The 16961-nt window shown below is 65.7% G+C and carries 14 protein-coding genes; 8 read left to right on the forward strand and 6 right to left on the reverse strand.

What is annotated here, in order from left to right; translation table 11 throughout:
- Positions 1-3 precede the first annotated feature (3 nt).
- The 4 genes from ACR65K_RS13535 (at position 4) to ACR65K_RS13550 (ending at position 3697) form a co-directional block, all read left to right on the forward strand.
- Complete coding sequence (locus ACR65K_RS13535) at positions 4-849, forward strand: fumarylacetoacetate hydrolase family protein (protein ID WP_440153369.1); 846 nt, start codon at positions 4-6, stop codon at positions 847-849.
- A gap of 27 nt (positions 850-876) precedes the next feature.
- Positions 877-1635, forward strand: a complete 759-nt coding sequence (locus ACR65K_RS13540; protein WP_440153370.1) for an SDR family NAD(P)-dependent oxidoreductase — start codon at positions 877-879, stop codon at positions 1633-1635.
- Positions 1636-1685: 50 nt separating this feature from the next.
- Complete coding sequence (locus ACR65K_RS13545) at positions 1686-2981, forward strand: hemolysin family protein (protein ID WP_440153371.1); 1296 nt, start codon at positions 1686-1688, stop codon at positions 2979-2981.
- Between the two features lie 227 nt (positions 2982-3208).
- The gene (locus ACR65K_RS13550) at positions 3209-3697 is read left to right on the forward strand and encodes a hypothetical protein (protein ID WP_440153373.1); all 489 of its coding nucleotides are present in this window, start codon (positions 3209-3211) and stop codon (positions 3695-3697) included.
- Between the two features lie 15 nt (positions 3698-3712).
- Here the strand turns inward: ACR65K_RS13550 and ACR65K_RS13555 are convergent, their stop codons facing one another.
- From ACR65K_RS13555 to fdhA, 6 genes are all read right to left on the reverse strand, one after another.
- Positions 3713-3868 (reverse strand): dienelactone hydrolase family protein, encoded by a 156-nt coding sequence (locus ACR65K_RS13555; RefSeq protein ID WP_440153375.1) that lies wholly within the window; start codon positions 3866-3868, stop codon positions 3713-3715.
- An 8-nt stretch (positions 3869-3876) separates the two neighbouring features.
- The gene (locus ACR65K_RS13560) at positions 3877-4455 is read right to left on the reverse strand and encodes a dienelactone hydrolase family protein (RefSeq protein ID WP_440153377.1); all 579 of its coding nucleotides are present in this window, start codon (positions 4453-4455) and stop codon (positions 3877-3879) included.
- 64 nt (positions 4456-4519) lie between these two features.
- On the reverse strand, positions 4520-5881 hold the full coding sequence (locus ACR65K_RS13565; protein WP_440153378.1) for an MFS transporter: 1362 nt from the start codon (positions 5879-5881) through the stop codon (positions 4520-4522).
- A 66-nt stretch (positions 5882-5947) separates the two neighbouring features.
- Positions 5948-6898 carry a serine hydrolase gene (locus ACR65K_RS13570; RefSeq protein ID WP_440153379.1) on the reverse strand — a complete coding sequence of 317 codons (951 nt, stop codon included), beginning with the start codon at positions 6896-6898 and terminating at the stop codon, positions 5948-5950.
- Positions 6899-7041: 143 nt separating this feature from the next.
- On the reverse strand, positions 7042-7395 hold the full coding sequence (locus ACR65K_RS13575; RefSeq protein ID WP_440153380.1) for a GNAT family N-acetyltransferase: 354 nt from the start codon (positions 7393-7395) through the stop codon (positions 7042-7044).
- Between the two features lie 113 nt (positions 7396-7508).
- The gene (gene fdhA, locus ACR65K_RS13580; RefSeq protein ID WP_056331894.1) at positions 7509-8726 is read right to left on the reverse strand and encodes a formaldehyde dehydrogenase, glutathione-independent; all 1218 of its coding nucleotides are present in this window, start codon (positions 8724-8726) and stop codon (positions 7509-7511) included.
- Between the two features lie 313 nt (positions 8727-9039).
- On the opposite strand from fdhA, the gene ACR65K_RS13585 reads away from it, so the two are divergent.
- From ACR65K_RS13585 to ACR65K_RS13600, 4 genes are all read left to right on the forward strand, one after another.
- On the forward strand, positions 9040-10014 hold the full coding sequence (locus ACR65K_RS13585) for an aldo/keto reductase (RefSeq protein WP_440153382.1): 975 nt from the start codon (positions 9040-9042) through the stop codon (positions 10012-10014).
- 206 nt (positions 10015-10220) lie between these two features.
- Positions 10221-11927 (forward strand): RecQ family ATP-dependent DNA helicase, encoded by a 1707-nt coding sequence (locus ACR65K_RS13590; protein ID WP_440153383.1) that lies wholly within the window; start codon positions 10221-10223, stop codon positions 11925-11927.
- Positions 11928-11964: 37 nt separating this feature from the next.
- Positions 11965-13167 carry a TerC family protein gene (locus ACR65K_RS13595; RefSeq protein WP_440153385.1) on the forward strand — a complete coding sequence of 401 codons (1203 nt, stop codon included), beginning with the start codon at positions 11965-11967 and terminating at the stop codon, positions 13165-13167.
- 94 nt (positions 13168-13261) lie between these two features.
- Positions 13262-16930 carry a TM0106 family RecB-like putative nuclease gene (locus ACR65K_RS13600; protein WP_440153387.1) on the forward strand — a complete coding sequence of 1223 codons (3669 nt, stop codon included), beginning with the start codon at positions 13262-13264 and terminating at the stop codon, positions 16928-16930.
- The last annotated feature ends 31 nt before the right edge of the window (positions 16931-16961 follow it).

The raw sequence follows: 16961 nt of genomic DNA on the forward strand, positions 1-16961 counted from the left end.
ACCATGCAATTTGCGCGCATCGGCGACCCGGGCAAGGAAGTGCCCGCCCTGCTGCATGAAAAGAAGTACTACTCCCTTGAACAGGTAGCGGCGGACATCGACGCCGCTTTCTGGGAGTCCGACGGGCCGGGGCGTGCTGCGGCGGCGCTTGCCGCCGGGGAACTTGCAGAAATTGACGTTGACGGTGCCCGGATCGGCGCTCCGATCGCCAGGCCGTCATCGGTCATCTGCGTGGGCATGAACTATGCGGCGCACGCGGCCGAGTCAGGGTCCGCTCCCCCATCGGTGCCCATCATCTTCCACAAGGCACCCAACACCGTGGCCGGCCCGTTCGATGCAGTGGCGATCCCCCGCGGTTCCACCAAGACGGACTGGGAGGTGGAACTGGGTGTGGTCATTGGACGGCGGGCTTCCTATCTGGAATCCCCTGAACAGGCCCGCGACCACATCGCCGGCTTTGTCACCGTCAACGACCTTTCCGAGCGAACGTTCCAGTTGGAGGTGTCCGGCGGCCAGTGGTCCAAGGGAAAGAGCTGCGCCGGTTTCTGCCCCACCGGTCCCTATCTGGTCACTCCGGATGAGGTGGATGCCGCGGACCTTCAGTTGCGGAGCTGGGTCAACGGCGGCATCCGCCAGGACTCCTCCACCCGCGACCTGATCTTTGGGGTGGAGCAGGTGATTTATGACCTCAGCCAGTACCTGGTCCTTGAGCCCGGAGACCTGATCTGCACCGGCACTCCGGAGGGAGTGGCCTTGTCCGGGCGCTTCCCCTACCTGAAGGCCGGGGACGTCGTCGAAATTGAAGTAGCGGGCCTCGGCCGCCAGCGCCAGGAATTCTTCCAGGGCTAGCGAGCCCAACCACGAAAGGACCAGACAATGGAGTTTGCGGGACTCAAGGCAATCGTCACCGGAGGAGCCTCCGGGATAGGGGCTGCTACGGCCCAGCTGCTGCAGGAGCGCGGCGCCGTCGTCGCCGTTCTGGATCTCCGCCCCGAACAAGCGCCGGAAGGGGTCGCGGCAATCCACTGCGACGTCTCCGACGACGGCTCTGTCCGCCGGGCGGTGCAGGAGGCTGCAGAGCGCCTGGGCGGGATCGACATCGTGGCCAACAACGCCGGAGTAGGTGCGCAGGGCACCATTGAATCGAACGACGACGACGAGTGGCACCGCGTGTTCGATATCAACGTGCTGGGAATGGTTCGCGTCTCACGGGCTGCCCTTCCGTACCTGCGGCAATCGGAGCATGCTGCCATCGTCAACACCTGCTCCGTCGCGGCCACCGCCGGACTCCCGCAGCGGGCCCTTTACAGCGCCACCAAGGGTGCCGTGCTGTCGCTCACCCTGGCCATGGCTGCCGACCACCTGCAGGAAGGGATCAGGGTCAACTGCGTAAACCCGGGCACCGCGGACACTCCGTGGATCGGCCGGTTGTTGTCCGCCGCGGCGGACCCGGAGGCAGAGCGTGCTGCGCTGGAGGCGCGCCAGCCGCACGGCCGGCTGGTCTGCCCGGAGGAGGTGGCCGCTGCGATCGTCTACCTGGCCAGTCCCCTCGCCGGGTCCACTACGGGCGTGGACCTTGCAGTCGATGGGGGCATGCAGGCCCTCCGGCTGCGGCCCCGCTCAGCAGCCTCCTGACGCCGACCGGGGGACGCGCCAGCGGTTCCGTGGCTGGGTAAGGTCGTGTCATGGACAGCGGCGCCCTGCTTAATATCGCTTTGGTTCTCGGTTTCGTGCTGCTGGGCGGGGTGTTCGCGGCGGCGGAGATAGCACTGGTATCCCTGCGCGAGAGCCAGGTGCGCCGCATCGAGAGATCCGGCGACACCGGCGCCCGCACCGCCGCCCTTGCCCGCAACCCCAACCACTTCCTCTCCGCGGTGCAGATTGGCGTGACCCTGTCCGGCTTCTTCTCGGCCGCCTATGGCGCCTCGGCGATCGCGCCCGCCGTCGTGCCCTTCCTCGAAGCCATCGGGTTGGGCTCGGCGGCCGGGCCCGTGTCCGTCATCGGCATGACCATGCTGGTTGCTTATCTTTCCCTGGTTCTGGGCGAACTCGCCCCCAAGAGGCTGGCGCTGCAAAGGCCCGTTGCCTTCACCAGAATCCTGGCCCCGCCGCTGATTGCCCTCTCGGGTGTCATGCGGCCGGTCATCTGGCTCCTGTCCGTGTCGACAGACGCGGTGGTCAGGCTCTTCGGCGGCGACCCGCGCATCAAGCGGGAAGGCATCAGTTCCGAAGAGCTTTGGGACCTGGTGGCGGAGAACGAACTCCTCGAAGAGAGCAGCCGGACCATCCTCGCCGACGTGTTCGGCGCCGGCGACCGGACGCTGCAGGAGGTGATGCGGCCCCGCACAGAGGTGACGTTCATCGACGGCGCGCTGACCATTGCCGAGGCCCGCAGGATGGTCCGGGACGGGCCGTATTCGCGCTTCCCGGTCATCGGGCGGAGCCCTGACGACGTCCTGGGCTTCGTCCACATCCGCGACCTGATGCCCCGGGACCAGGCACAGGACCAGGCACCTGTGAGAGATATCGCCCGGGAGATCCTGCCGCTGCCCGGGACCAACCGTGTGCTTCCGTCGCTTTCCCGGATGCGCAAGACCAACCAGCACATCGCCCTGGTGGTGGATGAATACGGCGGCACTGACGGCGTGGTCACGCTCGAGGACCTGGTGGAGGAACTGGTGGGCGAGATCTACGACGAATACGACACGGGCGCCGAGCACGAGGACCGGGTCAATGTGGCCAACGGAACCATCGACGTGGACGGGGGCCTGATCCTGCAGGAGTTCAAGGCGGCCTCCGGAATCACCCTCCCTGAGGGCTACTACGAAACCGTGGCGGGGTTCATGATGGACCGCCTCGGCAGGCTCCCGCAGGCAGGTGACCGGGTGCAGATCCCCGGATACGTCCTGACTGTCCTCAGCATGGACCGGCTGCGGATCGCCCGGGTCAGGGTCACACCGGTCTCTGACCAGCCCGGCTGAGGCGGACGACGGCGGCACCTGGCGGGTGGAGGCAGGGAAACCTGCTGACCTGCGAACGCAGCCCCGGCTTCCTTGTGGCGCTTGCCATGGGAAGTGAACCGGTGAAGCTGCCGCCCGGCGTCGTCCTTTTCAACGCCTTCCCGCTGGAAAAGGAGGGGTGGCTGCAGCCGGACAACGCCGTGTGGCTGCGGCTGTAGCTGCGGCCGCTCCAGGGGACCAACGGCTCTATGGCGGGGGTTGGGGCAGCGGCCACACTGGAGCTTCCCACCCACCGGCAGGCAGGACAGACCACCATGTTCACGAAACGCACCACCCTCATCGGCGCCGCCCTCGCGCTTGGCATTACGGCCATTGCAGCGCCGGCACAGGCAGCAAGCAGCGACGGCGCGGTCGTCATCAGGACAAGCGACTGCCAGGACAATCATGAGGTGTGCCAAACGGTCACAGACGTCAGGAACGAGGTCCAGACCCCGAGCGGCATCCGTTCCAGCTCAACATTCAGCAACCAGGTCGACACGAATCTGAGTGACGGGACCACCACCCGGAGGCACTCCCACGAACTGCAAAATGACGGACAGCTTGTCGAATTACGCGACTACCAGCTGCAGCAGACTACGCAGATCAGCCCAGAGGGCGAATCCTGCACTGATCTGGAGGCCTTTCACCGCACTAGTGACAACATCCAATACCTGCGCGAGACGGCCATCTGCAGGTGACCGCCCGGTGGGAGCCTACGCGCTGAGACTCCGCTCAAGGAAGGCCAGCGTACGCTTCCATGAGTCTTCGGCGGCCTCAGCGTTGTAGGTGTACCTGTTGGTGTCGTTGAAAAAGGCGTGGCCCGTTCCGGGATACACGACGGCTTCGAAATCCACCCCGGCGGCCCGCATCCGCTGCTTCAGCCGGGCAGTTCCTCCATGAGCGCGCTGTCCTGCCCGCCGTAAAAGGCCAGGACGGGGCAGTTGATGGCACGCAGCTCGGCGTCGTTGAATTCGGCGTGGCCGTAGAAGGGAACAGCGGCCCTGAGCCTGGGTTCGGCAACGGCCAGCGAAAAGGTGTAGGTGCCGCCCAGGCAGAAGCCCGTGGCGGCCACCCGCCCCGCCAGACCCGGCACGCCTTCCAGATGGTCGAAACACACACGCAGGGCCGCCACGGCGTGCTTGGCGTACTCCGGTGAGCGCATCGGCGCCATATGCTTCCGCAGGCGCGGCTGGGCAATGCTGCGTTGTTGGGGGTCGAAGGCGGCCTCCCGCAGCTCCCCGCTGAGATCGGCCACGCCCCCGGCTCCGGAGAGCAGGTCCGGCGCCACCGCCATATAGCCTTCCGCTGCGAAACGGTCTGCCACATCCTTGGTATGCCGGACCAGGCCCCACACTTCATGGACCACCACCAGCCCGCCCTTGGGAGGTCCGGCCGGTTCACTGACATACGCCTGGACGGACGTTCCGGCGTTACCCAGAGCCATCATGTTTCCCATGTGGCCAGCATGGCACGGGCGCCGCACGCTTTATAGGGGTTTCCCCATGCTTCCCGGGAGCGGACTACGCCTTCTGCGGCCGCCAGAACACAGAGATTCCGAACGTCACGGCACAGAGCACCAGCATGGCCAGCACCATCCGCATCCAGCTGTCCTGGTGCACCCCGCCGGACGCGAACACGCCGATCATCACGGTGGCGGTAATCGCCCCCACGTAACGGCAGGTCTGGTAGATTCCGGCCGCCACACCGCGGTCCTGCGGCCGGGTGGACACGAACATGCCCTGGTTGGAGGCGATGCTGACCGTGCCGTACGGGATGCCCATCAGCGCGGTCAGCACCACCACGAAGGGAATTGCCAGTGTTCCGGTCAGCAGCCACATGAGTGCCGCCACTACGGTCAAAAGGACGACGCCGGCAAGCAGCACCCGCCGGACGCCGAACCTTCCCATGGCGGAGACTGCCCATGGGGTTGCCACCACGGACATGCCCGCCAGGGGCAGCATCAGCAGGCCCACCACGCCGGGATCGTAGCCGCCGGCTTCCTGCAGCAGCTGCGGAAGGCCGAAAAAGACGAAGTAGTAGACGCTGCTGAACACGGCGAAGGCCAGGTACATCAGCATCAGCGGCCTGTTCCGGCCCAGCAGCCGCAGGTCCAGGAAAGGTTTGGCGAAGCGCAGCTCCCGCCACGCAAACAGTGCCGCGATGACGGTCCCGCCGGCCAGCATCACCCAGCGGTAGGCCGGGGCCACGTTCAGGGCCGCCATCATGACCAGCAGGAGCGCGCCGATGAACCCGGCGATGCCCGGGACGTCGGAGTCCCGCACCAGTTCCGCCACGCTGCCCCGTTCCCGGACCTTGTCCGCCGGCGCAGCCTTGCGCACAATCAGCAATGCCGCGAGTGACAGCGGGACGTTGATCAGGAACAGCGACTCCCAGCCCACGAAGCCCACCAGCAGGCCGCCGACCACCGGGCCTACCGCGGCTGCGGACGTGTTGGCCATCTGCAGGCGGCCCAGCGGCCTGGCCGAATCCACCTTGGCCTGGTGCGCCAGGGCGCCCACCATCACCACGGCACTGGGATATGCGGTGGCTGTTCCCAGCGCCATCACCGCCCGTGCCACGCAGAGCAGCGCGAAGTTCGGGGCCAGTGGAGCCAGGGCGCAGGTGATGGCCACCAGCCCCATGCCCAGCATGAACATCCGCCGCGGGCCGAACCGGTCGGCCAGCCGGCCCATTACCGGCTGCCCGGCCGCGGAGGCCAGGTAGAAGGAGGTGACCACCCAGGTGACGGCAGCGACGTCGAGTCCGAAGTCGGCGCGCAGCACCACCAGGGCCACGGCGATCATGGAGGAGTTCAGCGGGTTCAGTGCCGTGCCCAGGCTGAGGCCGGCGACGGCCAGGGCAGTCCGGGGGTTGTTGCTCACGGTAACAGTCTGGCCTAAAGGTTCCGGCCGGGGCGACTCGGCGGGCTTCCTGCCTGCTGTGGCGCGCTACTTGCCCGCCAACACCACCGGGAACAGTGCGTCCTCCACGGCGCGGGTCAGATCCCGGATCACCTGGGCCTGGCGCTCATCCGGAGCACCGTCAGGGTTCTCCGTGTAGATGACCAGCGCGAACGTCGAACCGCGGTAGCTCAGGAGTGCGGCGTCATGCAGTTCCCCGGACACTTCCCCGTACTTGTGGTGGACGTCCACCCCGGCCCTTGAGCCAGCCGGAATGAGGTCTTCGTTATTGGTGTCCCGCATATAGCTGAGCAGCTCCGCCGTATTGTCCTTGTCCAGGAGCTCTCCCGCATAGAGCTTCTTCAGGATCAGGGCCATGTCCGCGGCCGTCAGGAGATTTTGTTCGGGATCATAGGTGACGCCGATCGAGTCCGCGTAGGCGATCAACTCCGGGTAACCCACGGCGTCCATCAGCAGCAGCCAGGAGTCGTTGTTGCTGTCATTGACCATGGCCTTGAGTTGGAACGCGGCGTCGTAGTCGCCCATGGCATCATCCAGGCTCGCCTGCCCGTTTTCCACCAGGTGGTAGTAGGCGGCGGCGGTGAGGATCTTCGCCGTGCTGGCAGCGGTGAACGTGTCCCCGTCGCCGAAGGTCCGTTCCGCACCGCCGGACACGTCGGCGAGCGCCAGTCCTATCCTGTATTCGTCCGCCTCACTGAGGATGTTGTCCACGCTGTCCTGCAACGACGGCGGAGCTGCCGCCACCGGCGACGCGGGGATGGCCGGCTGGGTGGGGACCACTGCGCCCATCAGCGGCACGGATCGAACCACGGCCAGGGTGATGGTGCCGACGATGACCAGCACCACCGCAAGGGCCAGGACCAGCAGCCTTCTGTGGCCCCGCTTTCTGCTGGACGTTGGCTTGCCTGAAGACGGCGTGCCCGGCGACGGCAAGGGAGCACCGCGGCCCGGCTTGGGCACCACGGGGTGCACGGACATACAACGGCTCCTGTCGCGCCTCGGCAATCAAAACACCGTCAGCGCGGCGATGAACCGCGCTGATAGATGTTGATTAAATCACCGGAGGTTGGGAGCTTCCTGAAGGCTTGCGGAGTGTTCGCAAGCCTGTTTTGAGGATGTGCTCAGCTGCGGGTACGGGCGGCCAGTGCGGTGTCCAGGAATTCCAGGTGGGCCGGTGTCACGGGCATTGCGCTGGCCGAATATTCAGGGTGCTTAACCAGGAATTTCTTGATGAACGGGCACACCGGGATGATGCCGCTCCCGGCGTCCACCGTGCTGTCCAGGGCAGCCGTGGCCAGTACGCCGGCCAGGCCCTGCCCGCCGTATTCCTCGTTGATCACCGTGTGGTAGAAGATCCGCTGTGGCGACTCCCCGCCGTCGTACTCCTTGTACGCCGCCTTGCCGATCACATTGCCGGCGTCGAGGATCTCGAAGCGTTCGCGCCCGGGGTTGTGGCGGACGGTGATGTCACTCAAGGGAACTCCTTCGTTTGCGGGGTTGTGCTGCCCGTGCAAAGCCTAACCCGGCACGGGCAGCACTTATTTCCGCAAACGATGGTTCCCCGGCGGCGTCCCCGTCCGCCGTCCTGTCAGCTCAGGTAGCCGTTGGGATTCAGGACGTACTTGGTGGCTGCGCCGGCGTCGAACTCCGCGTAGCCCTTCGGTGCTTCCTCCAACGGAATAGCCTTGGCATTGACGTTCTTGGCGATGTTGACCTTGTCATTCAGGATGGCCATCATCAGCTGCCGGTTGTATTTCATGACCGGGCACTGGCCTGTGGTGAAGCTCAGCGACTTCGCCCAGCCGGTGCCAAGGCTCAGGCTCAGCGACCCCTTCTTGGCGGCCTCGTCGATGCCGCCCGGATCGCCTGTCACGTACAGCCCGGGGATACCGAGCGCGCCGCCTGCCGCGGTTATGTCCATCAGCGAGTTCAGCACGGTGGCGGGTGCCTCTTCGGCGTCCTTGCCATGCCCGTGTCCCCGTGCCTCAAAGCCCACCGCGTCCACGCCGCAGTCCACCTCAGGCACGCCGAGGATCTGCTCGATCTGCTCCGCCGGGCCTCCCTTGGTAAGGTCAACCGTCTCGCAGCCGAAACTGCGCGCCCTCGCCAGCCGTTCCTCGTTAAGGTCGCCCACAATCACGACGGCGGCACCCAGCAAATGGGCGCTCGTCGCCGCTGCGAGGCCCACGGGACCAGCCCCGGCGACGTAAACAGTGGAGCCCACGCCCACGCCCGCGGACACGGCGCCGTGGAACCCGGTGGGGAAGATGTCCGAGAGCATGGCCAGGTCCAGGATCTTCTCCATTGCCCGGTCCTTGTCCGGGAACTTCAGCAGGTTCCAGTCCGCATAGGGCACCAGCACGTAGTTGGCCTGGCCGCCCACCCAGCCGCCCATGTCCACGTAGCCGTAGGCGCTGCCCGGGCGGTCCGGATTCACGTTGAGGCAGATGCCGGTCTTGCGTTCCTTGCAGTTTCGGCAGCGTCCGCAGGCGATGTTGAACGGCACGGAGCAGAGGTCACCCACCTTGATGAACTCGACGTCACGGCCCACCTCCACCACTTCGCCGGTGATCTCGTGGCCCAGCACCAGGTTGGGCGGAGCAGTGGTGCGCCCACGGACCATGTGCTGGTCCGATCCGCAAATGTTGGTGGCCACCGTTTTGAGGATCACTCCATGGTTGACCGGGCGTCCCACATTCGCGGGGTTGACGCCTGGCCCGTCCTTGAGCTCAAACGTCGGATAGTCAATATCGATTACTTCCACCTTGCCGGCTTCTTTGTAGGCAACGGCTTTGTTCCCTGTCATCTATCGCTCCTGTTGTCAGGCGTCCGGTGGGACGGCCGTGATCTGGGTAGGTGAGACATCCCGCGTGGGAACAGTGCTGGCCCTTGGGTTTTGGAGATTTAGCGCGATCAGGTACCGGTTCCCGGGTGGGGATCCGCCCAGTCTAGGGAGGGGCCCTGACAACGGTCTAGGGGTAGGAAGCCCCTTGTTTAGGGGAGCATTCCATAGGGGAAACGGTTATTGTGGCCTACGCGGCAGCAACCGGCTCCCGCTGTTCTGGAAACGCACCCAGGTGGGCCGGTTCCACGGTACGTTCCACCGTTGAGGAGAACCCATGAAAACGCGCACTCTTGGACAACTGACAGTGTCTTCCCTGGGCCTTGGCTGCATGGGCATGAGCGAGTTTTACGGCGACGGCGATGAGCAGGAGTCGATTGCCACCATCCACGAGTTCCTCGACGCCGGCGGATCCCTGCTGGACACGGCGGACATGTACGGCCCCTTCACTAACGAAAAGCTGGTGGGCCGCGCCATCGCCGGCCGCCGCGGAGACGTTGTCCTGGCCACCAAGTTCGGGAATGAACGCCGCGAAGACGGTTCCTGGGTTGGCATCAATGGCCACCCCGAATATGTCAGGTCCGCCTGCGACGCCAGCCTCCAGCGGCTGGGCGTGGACCACATCGATCTGTACTACCAGCACCGGGTGGACAAGACCGTTCCCATCGAGGACACCGTTGGCGCCATGGCCGAACTGGTCCAGGCCGGGAAGGTTCGGCACCTGGGCCTGTCCGAGGCGTCCGCGGACACCATCCGGCGGGCCCATGCCGTGCACCCCATCACTGCCCTGCAGACCGAATACTCGCTATGGGAGCGGGAGCCTGAGACCAAGGTGTTCCCCGTCCTCGCCGAACTGGGCATCGGTTTTGTGCCGTACAGCCCGCTGGGCCGGGGTTTCCTCACCGGGCAGATCCGCAGCGTGGACGATTTCGCCGAGGACGACTTCAGGCGGCGCTCTCCCCGTTTCCAGGGGGAAAACTTCACCCGCAACCTGGAACTCGTGGACCGGGTCAAGGAGCTGGCCGACCAAAAACAGTGCACTCCCGGCCAGCTGGCCCTGGCCTGGCTGCTGGCGCAGGGCGAGCATATTGTCCCGATCCCGGGCACCAAGAAGCGTGAACGGCTGCGGGAAAACCTGGGTGCCGTGGATGTGGAGCTCAGGGAGGACGAGCTGCAACAGCTGGACCAGCTGGCACCGACAGGGGCCGTTGCCGGCGCCCGCTACCCGGATATGTCCCCCATCGACACGTAGGCGCCCGATCCCCGCCTTATGGACAAAACCCCGTCGCATGCCGAGGGGAAAAGTCCTCAAGGCGGGGAGTTGCCAGGACCCCAAGGTTGCGGCGGCGGGGAGTTGCCAGCGCTCCAAGGTTGCGACGGCCGGGCGGGGCTGGCGTAGGGTGGTTCCTACGGCTGAAGCAAGCGGCCTCAGTTTTCGTCTGTGCGGAGCCACTTTTCATGTCCGACGAACCAGCCCTTCGGGCCCTTGCTGAATCTCCCTTCTCCCTGCCCCACCTGCGGGACGGCCAATTAGCAGGCATGGCAGCCCTTTCGGACGGCCGCGACGTCCTCGCCGTCATGCCCACCGGATACGGCAAGTCCGCCATCTACCAAATCGCCGCCCTGCACCTGCACAGGACCACGGGACGTCCCGCCGTCGTGGTTTCACCGCTAATTGCCCTCCAGGAGGACCAGCTGGACGGCCTGGCCCATGTCCTGGGGCCTGAGGCGGCGGTGGCCATCAACTCCTCGCACAGCGACACCGACGTCGAGGCTTCCTGGCAGGCCGTTGAGGACGGCAGGGCGGTGTTCCTGTTCCTCGCCCCCGAACAGCTGGCCAAGCAAGCCACCGTGGACCGGATCAAAGCCCTGGACATCTCACTGTTCGTGGTGGACGAGGCCCATTGCGTTTCCTCCTGGGGCCACGACTTCCGGCCCGATTATCTGGCCTTGGGTAATGTCCGGGAGCAGTTGGGGAACCCTCCCGTGGCTGCGTTGACCGCCACCGCCTCCCCGCCGGTCAGGGACGAGATCGTGGAGCGGCTGGGCATGAAGGACGCCCTGGTCCTGGTCCACGGCTTCGACCGGCCCAACATCAGCTTGGACGTGGTCCGGCACCATGAGGACAAGGGCAAGCGCAAGGCGGTGCTCGCCCAGGTAGCGGACCTGGCCGGGGAGGAGCAGGGCCTGCTCTATGCGGCCACCCGGAAGGACACGGAGAAATACGCGGCCAAGCTGGAAAAGGAGGGGCTCCGCGCGGAGGCCTACCATGCAGGCCGTTCCGCCAAGGACCGGGAACACATCCACGAGCTGTTCCTGGCCGACAAGCTGGACGTCGTGGTGGCCACCACCGCGTTCGGCATGGGCATCGACAAGCCGAACGTCCGGTTTGTGCTGCATGCGGACATCCCGGAATCCCTGGATTCCTACTACCAGGAGATCGGACGGGCAGGCAGGGACGGCGAGCCGGCATCCGCCGTGCTGCACTACCGCTCCGAGGACCTGGGCCTGCGGAAGTTCTTCAGCACCCACTCCCCCGACCCGGATTCGCTGATGGCTGTGCTGAAGATCCTCAAGACCGCCAAAGCTCCCGCGCCCAAGGCATCCCTGGCAGAGCTGACCGGGTTACCCGCCCGCCGCATCACCGGACTCATCAACCAGCTGGAGGAAATTGGCGCCGTCAGCACAGGCAAGCGGGGAATCCGGCTGACCTCCAAAGCCAAGCTGCCCACACTGGTGCGCGACGCCGTCGAACTCGCCGAGGCCCGGCAGCGCGTGGACCAGTCCCGGCTCACCATGATGCGCGCCTACGCGGAGACGGACGGCTGCCGGCGGCAGTTCCTGCTGGGCTACTTCGGCGAGGACCTGCCGGAGCCGTGCGGAAACTGTGACGGGTGCGCTGCTGCCGCCGCTTCGGTGCACGTGCCGGAGCCGGACCAGGGAGAGGGCAAAAACCAGCCGGGCAAGGCGTCCGACGGCGGCGGGCCGGCTTCGGCGGCCGGCGAACCATTCCCGCTTCAATCCGCGGTGGTCCACAAGGAGTGGGGCCCCGGCCTGGTGATGCGCCACGAGGACGATGTCATCACGGTGCTCTTTGAGCAGGAAGGGTACAAGACCCTGTCCCGGTCCGTCGTTGTGGAGAATGAACTCCTGAAGCCCGCTTAGGTAGGCTGGAGGGACACTCCGACGAAAGGCCCGCCGCGTGGAAGTACCTGCTTATGTCTGGACCCTGACCATTGCAGGAATCGTGGGGCTGCTGGCCTTCGACTTCTTCTTCCACGTCCGGAAGGCCCACACCCCTTCCCTGAAGGAATCCGCCACCTGGTCCGCGATCTATGTGGGGATTGCGGTGCTGTTCGGGCTGGCGGTGCTGGTGTTCGGCGGACCCGAGATGGGCACCGAATACTTCGCAGGCTATGTGACGGAGAAGGCGCTGTCAGTGGACAACCTCTTCGTCTTCCTCATCATCATGGCCAGCTTCAAGGTGCCACGCGCGGACCAGCAGAAGGTGCTGCTGTTTGGCATCGTGTTCTCCCTGATCGCCCGCACGGCGTTCATCTTCCTGGGGGCGGCGCTGATCAACAGTTTCGCCTGGGTGTTCTACATCTTCGGACTCATCCTGCTGGTCACCGCCGGCAACCTGCTCAAACCCGACAGCCACGACGACGACTCCGACGGCCTGGTGGTCCGGCTCGCCAAGAAGCTCCTGCCGGCGTCGGAACACTACGACGGCGACAAGCTCTTCACGGTGGAGAACGGCAAGCGGGTCCTGACACCGATGCTGCTGGTGATGGTGGCCATCGGTGGGACGGACATCCTGTTCGCCCTGGACTCCATTCCGGCGATCTTCGGCCTCACCCAGAACGTGTTCATCGTGTTCACGGCCACCGCGTTCTCGCTGATGGGCCTTCGCCAGCTGTTCTTCCTGATCGACGGCCTGCTGGACCGGCTGATCTTCCTCTCCTACGGTTTAGCCGTGATCCTGGGCTTCATCGGCGTGAAGCTCATCCTGCATGCCCTGCACGAGAACACCCTTCCCTTCATCAATGACGGCGAACACGTCAACGTGGTGGAGGTCAGCACCGGCGTCTCGCTGGGCGTCATCCTGGGTGTCCTGGTGGTGACCATCCTGGCGTCCCTCTTCAGCCCCAAAGGCAAGGCCAAGAACGCCGTGTCCGGGGCGCGGCGCCACGCCACCGAATACCTGGACCTCAACTACGAAACGGACATGGCCGAACGCGACAAGATCTTCGCCAAGATGTGCCGCGAAGAGGCCCAGATCCGCAAGCTTCCCGAGAAGTACAAGCGTCTGGTCCGCAACGAAACCGAGTTCATGGAGCTGCTGCGCAACGCCCATGCGGAGCACGACAAGGCCCAGGTCCGGGCTGCTGCCGCCGAAGGCTGACCGGCTGGCCCGACTGTTTGTCAGTCCCCCTTGCTAGGTTTGATTCCAGGCCAGGGGAACCGTCTCCAGGCCCGCAAACAGTTGGGGAGGCCCCGTGTTTCTGCTGGACGCTGCCGTTGGTCATGACGGAGCCGCTGCGCCGCCGGACCTGGTCTTCTCAGCCAGCGACCTTGTTGCCGCATCCGAGTGTGAATACCGCACGCTCCGCATCCTGGACGAAAAGCTGGGACGCGCTCCCAAGGCGGAATTCCCCGCTGATGAGATGCAGAGGCGTGCCGGTGAGCTGGGCGATCGGCACGAGCAGACCGTGCTCGCAAGCCTGGTTGCCAAGTATGGCGAATGGGATGCCAGCCGCGGGTCGGGCGTCTACTCCCTGGAGCGCGGCGAGAACCTGCGTGGCGAGCTGCAGGCCAAACATGCAGAAACCGAACTCGCCCTAAGATCCGGAGCGGACGTGGTCTTCCAGGCCACCTTCTTCGACGGCGAATTCCTGGGCTACGCGGATTTCCTGGTCAACGAGGCCGCGGGAACCAGGAGGCCGGGCCGTTACGAGGTCTGGGACACCAAGCTCGCCCGGCACGCAAAGGTAGGCGCGTTGCTGCAGCTGGCGGCCTACGGCGACCAGCTCCTCGGGATGGGGCTGGATCCCTCGCCCATCGTCACCTTGGTGCTCGGCACCCGCGTCGGCGACGGTTGGCTTCGGAGCAGCCACTCCCTGCCGGACCTGCTGCCCCTCTTCCGCGAGCGACGGCGGCGCTTCCGCCAACTCACAGCCAGCCACCGGGCCGGTGACGCCCCGGTGCGCTGGCAGCAGAACGGCGTCGTCCATTGCGGCCGCTGCGACTACTGCGCGGAGCAGGTGCAGGTACACAGGGACCTGCTGATGGTTGCAGGCATGTCCGTGGTCCAGCGGCGGAAACTCCAGGATGCAAACATCACCACCATTGATGAACTGGCGGCCATGCCGGCCAGCGAGGCCAAGAACTCAGTGGTCCGCCTCCGCGCGCAGGCACGGATGCAACTGGGCCTGGAGCAGCCGGCGGGCTCGCGGACGTTTACCAAGGATGGCCAGCCGCACACAGTCTCTTACACGGTCCTGCCTGACCACAGCATCGACTCGTTGCCTGCACCCAGTGCCGGGGACATCTTTTTCGACTTCGAGGGCGATCCGCTGTGGCAGGATCCCGCCACAGGCGCGTGGGGCATCGAGTACCTCTTTGGCGTGATCGAGGCACCGGTGGCCGGAGGGGAAAGCGAGCCGGTGTTCCGCCCGTTCTGGGCGCACTCCCGTTCCGGGGAACGCCGCGCCTTCCTGGACTTCCTGGAGTACGTGGAGAACCGGCGTGTCCGGTATCCGGACATGCACGTCTACCACTACGCCCCGTACGAAAAGACGGCGCTGCGGAATCTCTCCCTCGCGCACCAGGCCGGCGAGGACACGGTGGACGACTGGCTCCGGCAGGGGCTGCTGGTGGACCTGTATGCAACGGTGCGGCATTCCCTCCGGATCTCGGAAGCGTCGTACTCCATCAAGAAGCTGGAACCGCTGTACATGGGAGACAACCTGCGCTCCGGTGACGTCAAGGACGCCGGTGCTTCCGTGGTGGCCTACGCCGCCTATTGTGCCGCGCGCGACGAGGGGCGCCGGGACGAAGCCGAGACGATCCTTGCCTCGATTTCCGACTACAACCAGTACGACTGTCTCTCCACCCTTCGGCTGCGGGACTGGCTGCTCCAGTTGGGAGCAGGATCCGCAAACCCTGCTGAACGTGCCGGCAGGCAAGGTGGCGGACTGGGGGCTGCCGATCCCCGTGATCCCGATCGCCAACCAGCCCAGGTTCCGGCAGCAACCGGCTCTGGCGATGCAGGCCCTGCAGACGGGACGCCCGAAGAAGGCAGGCTCCGCGAGTATCTTGCCGGCCTGCCGGACGACCGCCCCTGGACTGACGACGAGCGCGCCATCGCCATGGTGGCGGCCGCCACCGGATATCACCGGCGTGAGCGCAAGCAGTTCTGGTGGCAACACTTCGACCGGATCGAGGCACCGCTGGAAAACTGGTCGGACCAGCGGAACGTGTTCGTTGTGTCATCAGCGGAAGTCGTGTCCGACTGGGCGTTGGCCAAACCCCGGGAACGGATGCAGACCCGCGTCCTGAGGTTGCGGGGCATCATGACGGAAGGCTCCGATTTCCGGTCTGATTCCAACTGGTGCCGCCTGTACGACGCCCCGGGACCTGATGGCATGACCCCGGAGGCTGCGCCCGGGACCAGGGCCTACTCTTTCGGTACCAGGATCAGTGAGCTGGAGGCGGCACCGGACGGGCCGGAGCACTTCATCACCATTGCGGAGCGGGAGACCGGAAAGGTCCGTGCCTATCCGCACCTGCCGGTGGCACTGACGGAGGACCAGCCCCTGGGTACTGCCAGCATCGAAGCGGCCATCGCGGCCATAGCCCACGCGGTCGGTTCCTCAGTGCCGTCCCTCCCGGCGCAGCCTGGCCTGGACATCCTGCGTAAGTTGCCGCCGCGGTTCCGCTCGCTGCCAGGGCCCGCAGAGGTCCAGCATGGGGACGATGGCGCCGCCGATTACGCCGAAGCCATTACCGAGTCCTTGCGGGATCTGGACCATTCCTACCTCGCCGTCCAAGGCCCGCCGGGGACGGGCAAGACCTACGTGGGGGCCCATGTCATTGGCAGGCTGGTGGCTGAGGGCTGGAAGATTGGAGTGGTGGCCCAGTCCCACAACGTGGTGGAAAACCTGCTTTGCCGGGCCATCGAGACCGGCGGAGTGAATCCGCAGGTGGTGGCCAAGAAACTGGCCGCTCCTCATCCGGTCCCCTGGAGCCTCACTTCGGAAGGCGATGTGTCCCGCCTGCTGGCATCACCCGGCGGATGCCTGGTGGGCGGCACCGCGTGGACCATGACCGGCAAGGAAGTCCCTGCCGGGTCCCTTGATCTCCTGGTCATTGACGAGGCGGGGCAGTTCTGCCTGGCCAACACCCTGGCGGTCAGTCGTGCCGGCCGGCGGCTGCTCCTGCTGGGCGACCCCCAGCAGCTCCCGCAGGTCACCCAGGGGGCGCATCCGGAACCAGTGGATGAGTCCGCCCTCGGCTGGCTGGCGGCCGGGCACGCCACCCTGCCTGCAAACCTGGGCTACTTCCTGGCCGATACGTGGCGGATGCATCCGGAGCTGTGCCGGGCGGTGTCGGACCTCAGTTACGACGGCAAGCTGAAGTCCGCTCCTGCCGCGTCCCTTCGCGAACTGGAGGTCCTTGCACCCGGGGTGGAGACGGTGTTCGTCAATCACAGCGGCAACACCACTGCATCGAAAGAAGAAGCCGGGGAAGTGGTTGGCCAGGTCCGCCGCCACCTGGGCTTGAAATGGACCTGCGGCCCGGACAGCGACGCCCGTCCCCTGGAGCAGCAGGACCTGCTGGTGGTCGCCGCCTACAATGCCCAAGTCCACCTGATCCGCAGGAATCTGGCAGAGGCGGGACTGTCTGATGTCAGGGTGGGCACGGTGGACAAATTCCAGGGCCAGGAAGCTCCGGTGGTACTGGTTTCCATGGCATGTTCGGCGGTATCAGAGGCTCCCCGCGGCGCGGAGTTCCTGCTCAACCGGAACCGCATCAACGTGGCAGTATCCCGCGGCCAGTGGCGGGCCGTCATCATCCGCTCCCCCGAGCTCACCAGCTACATGCCGCACAAGCCCGCCGCCCTCGAAGAGCTGGGGGCGTTTATCGGGCTGAGCCCGCGGGAATAGCGGCGGAAACAGCTCCCGGTTCCCGGACTTT

It is taken from the genome of Arthrobacter sp. SAFR-179, assembly GCF_059414945.1.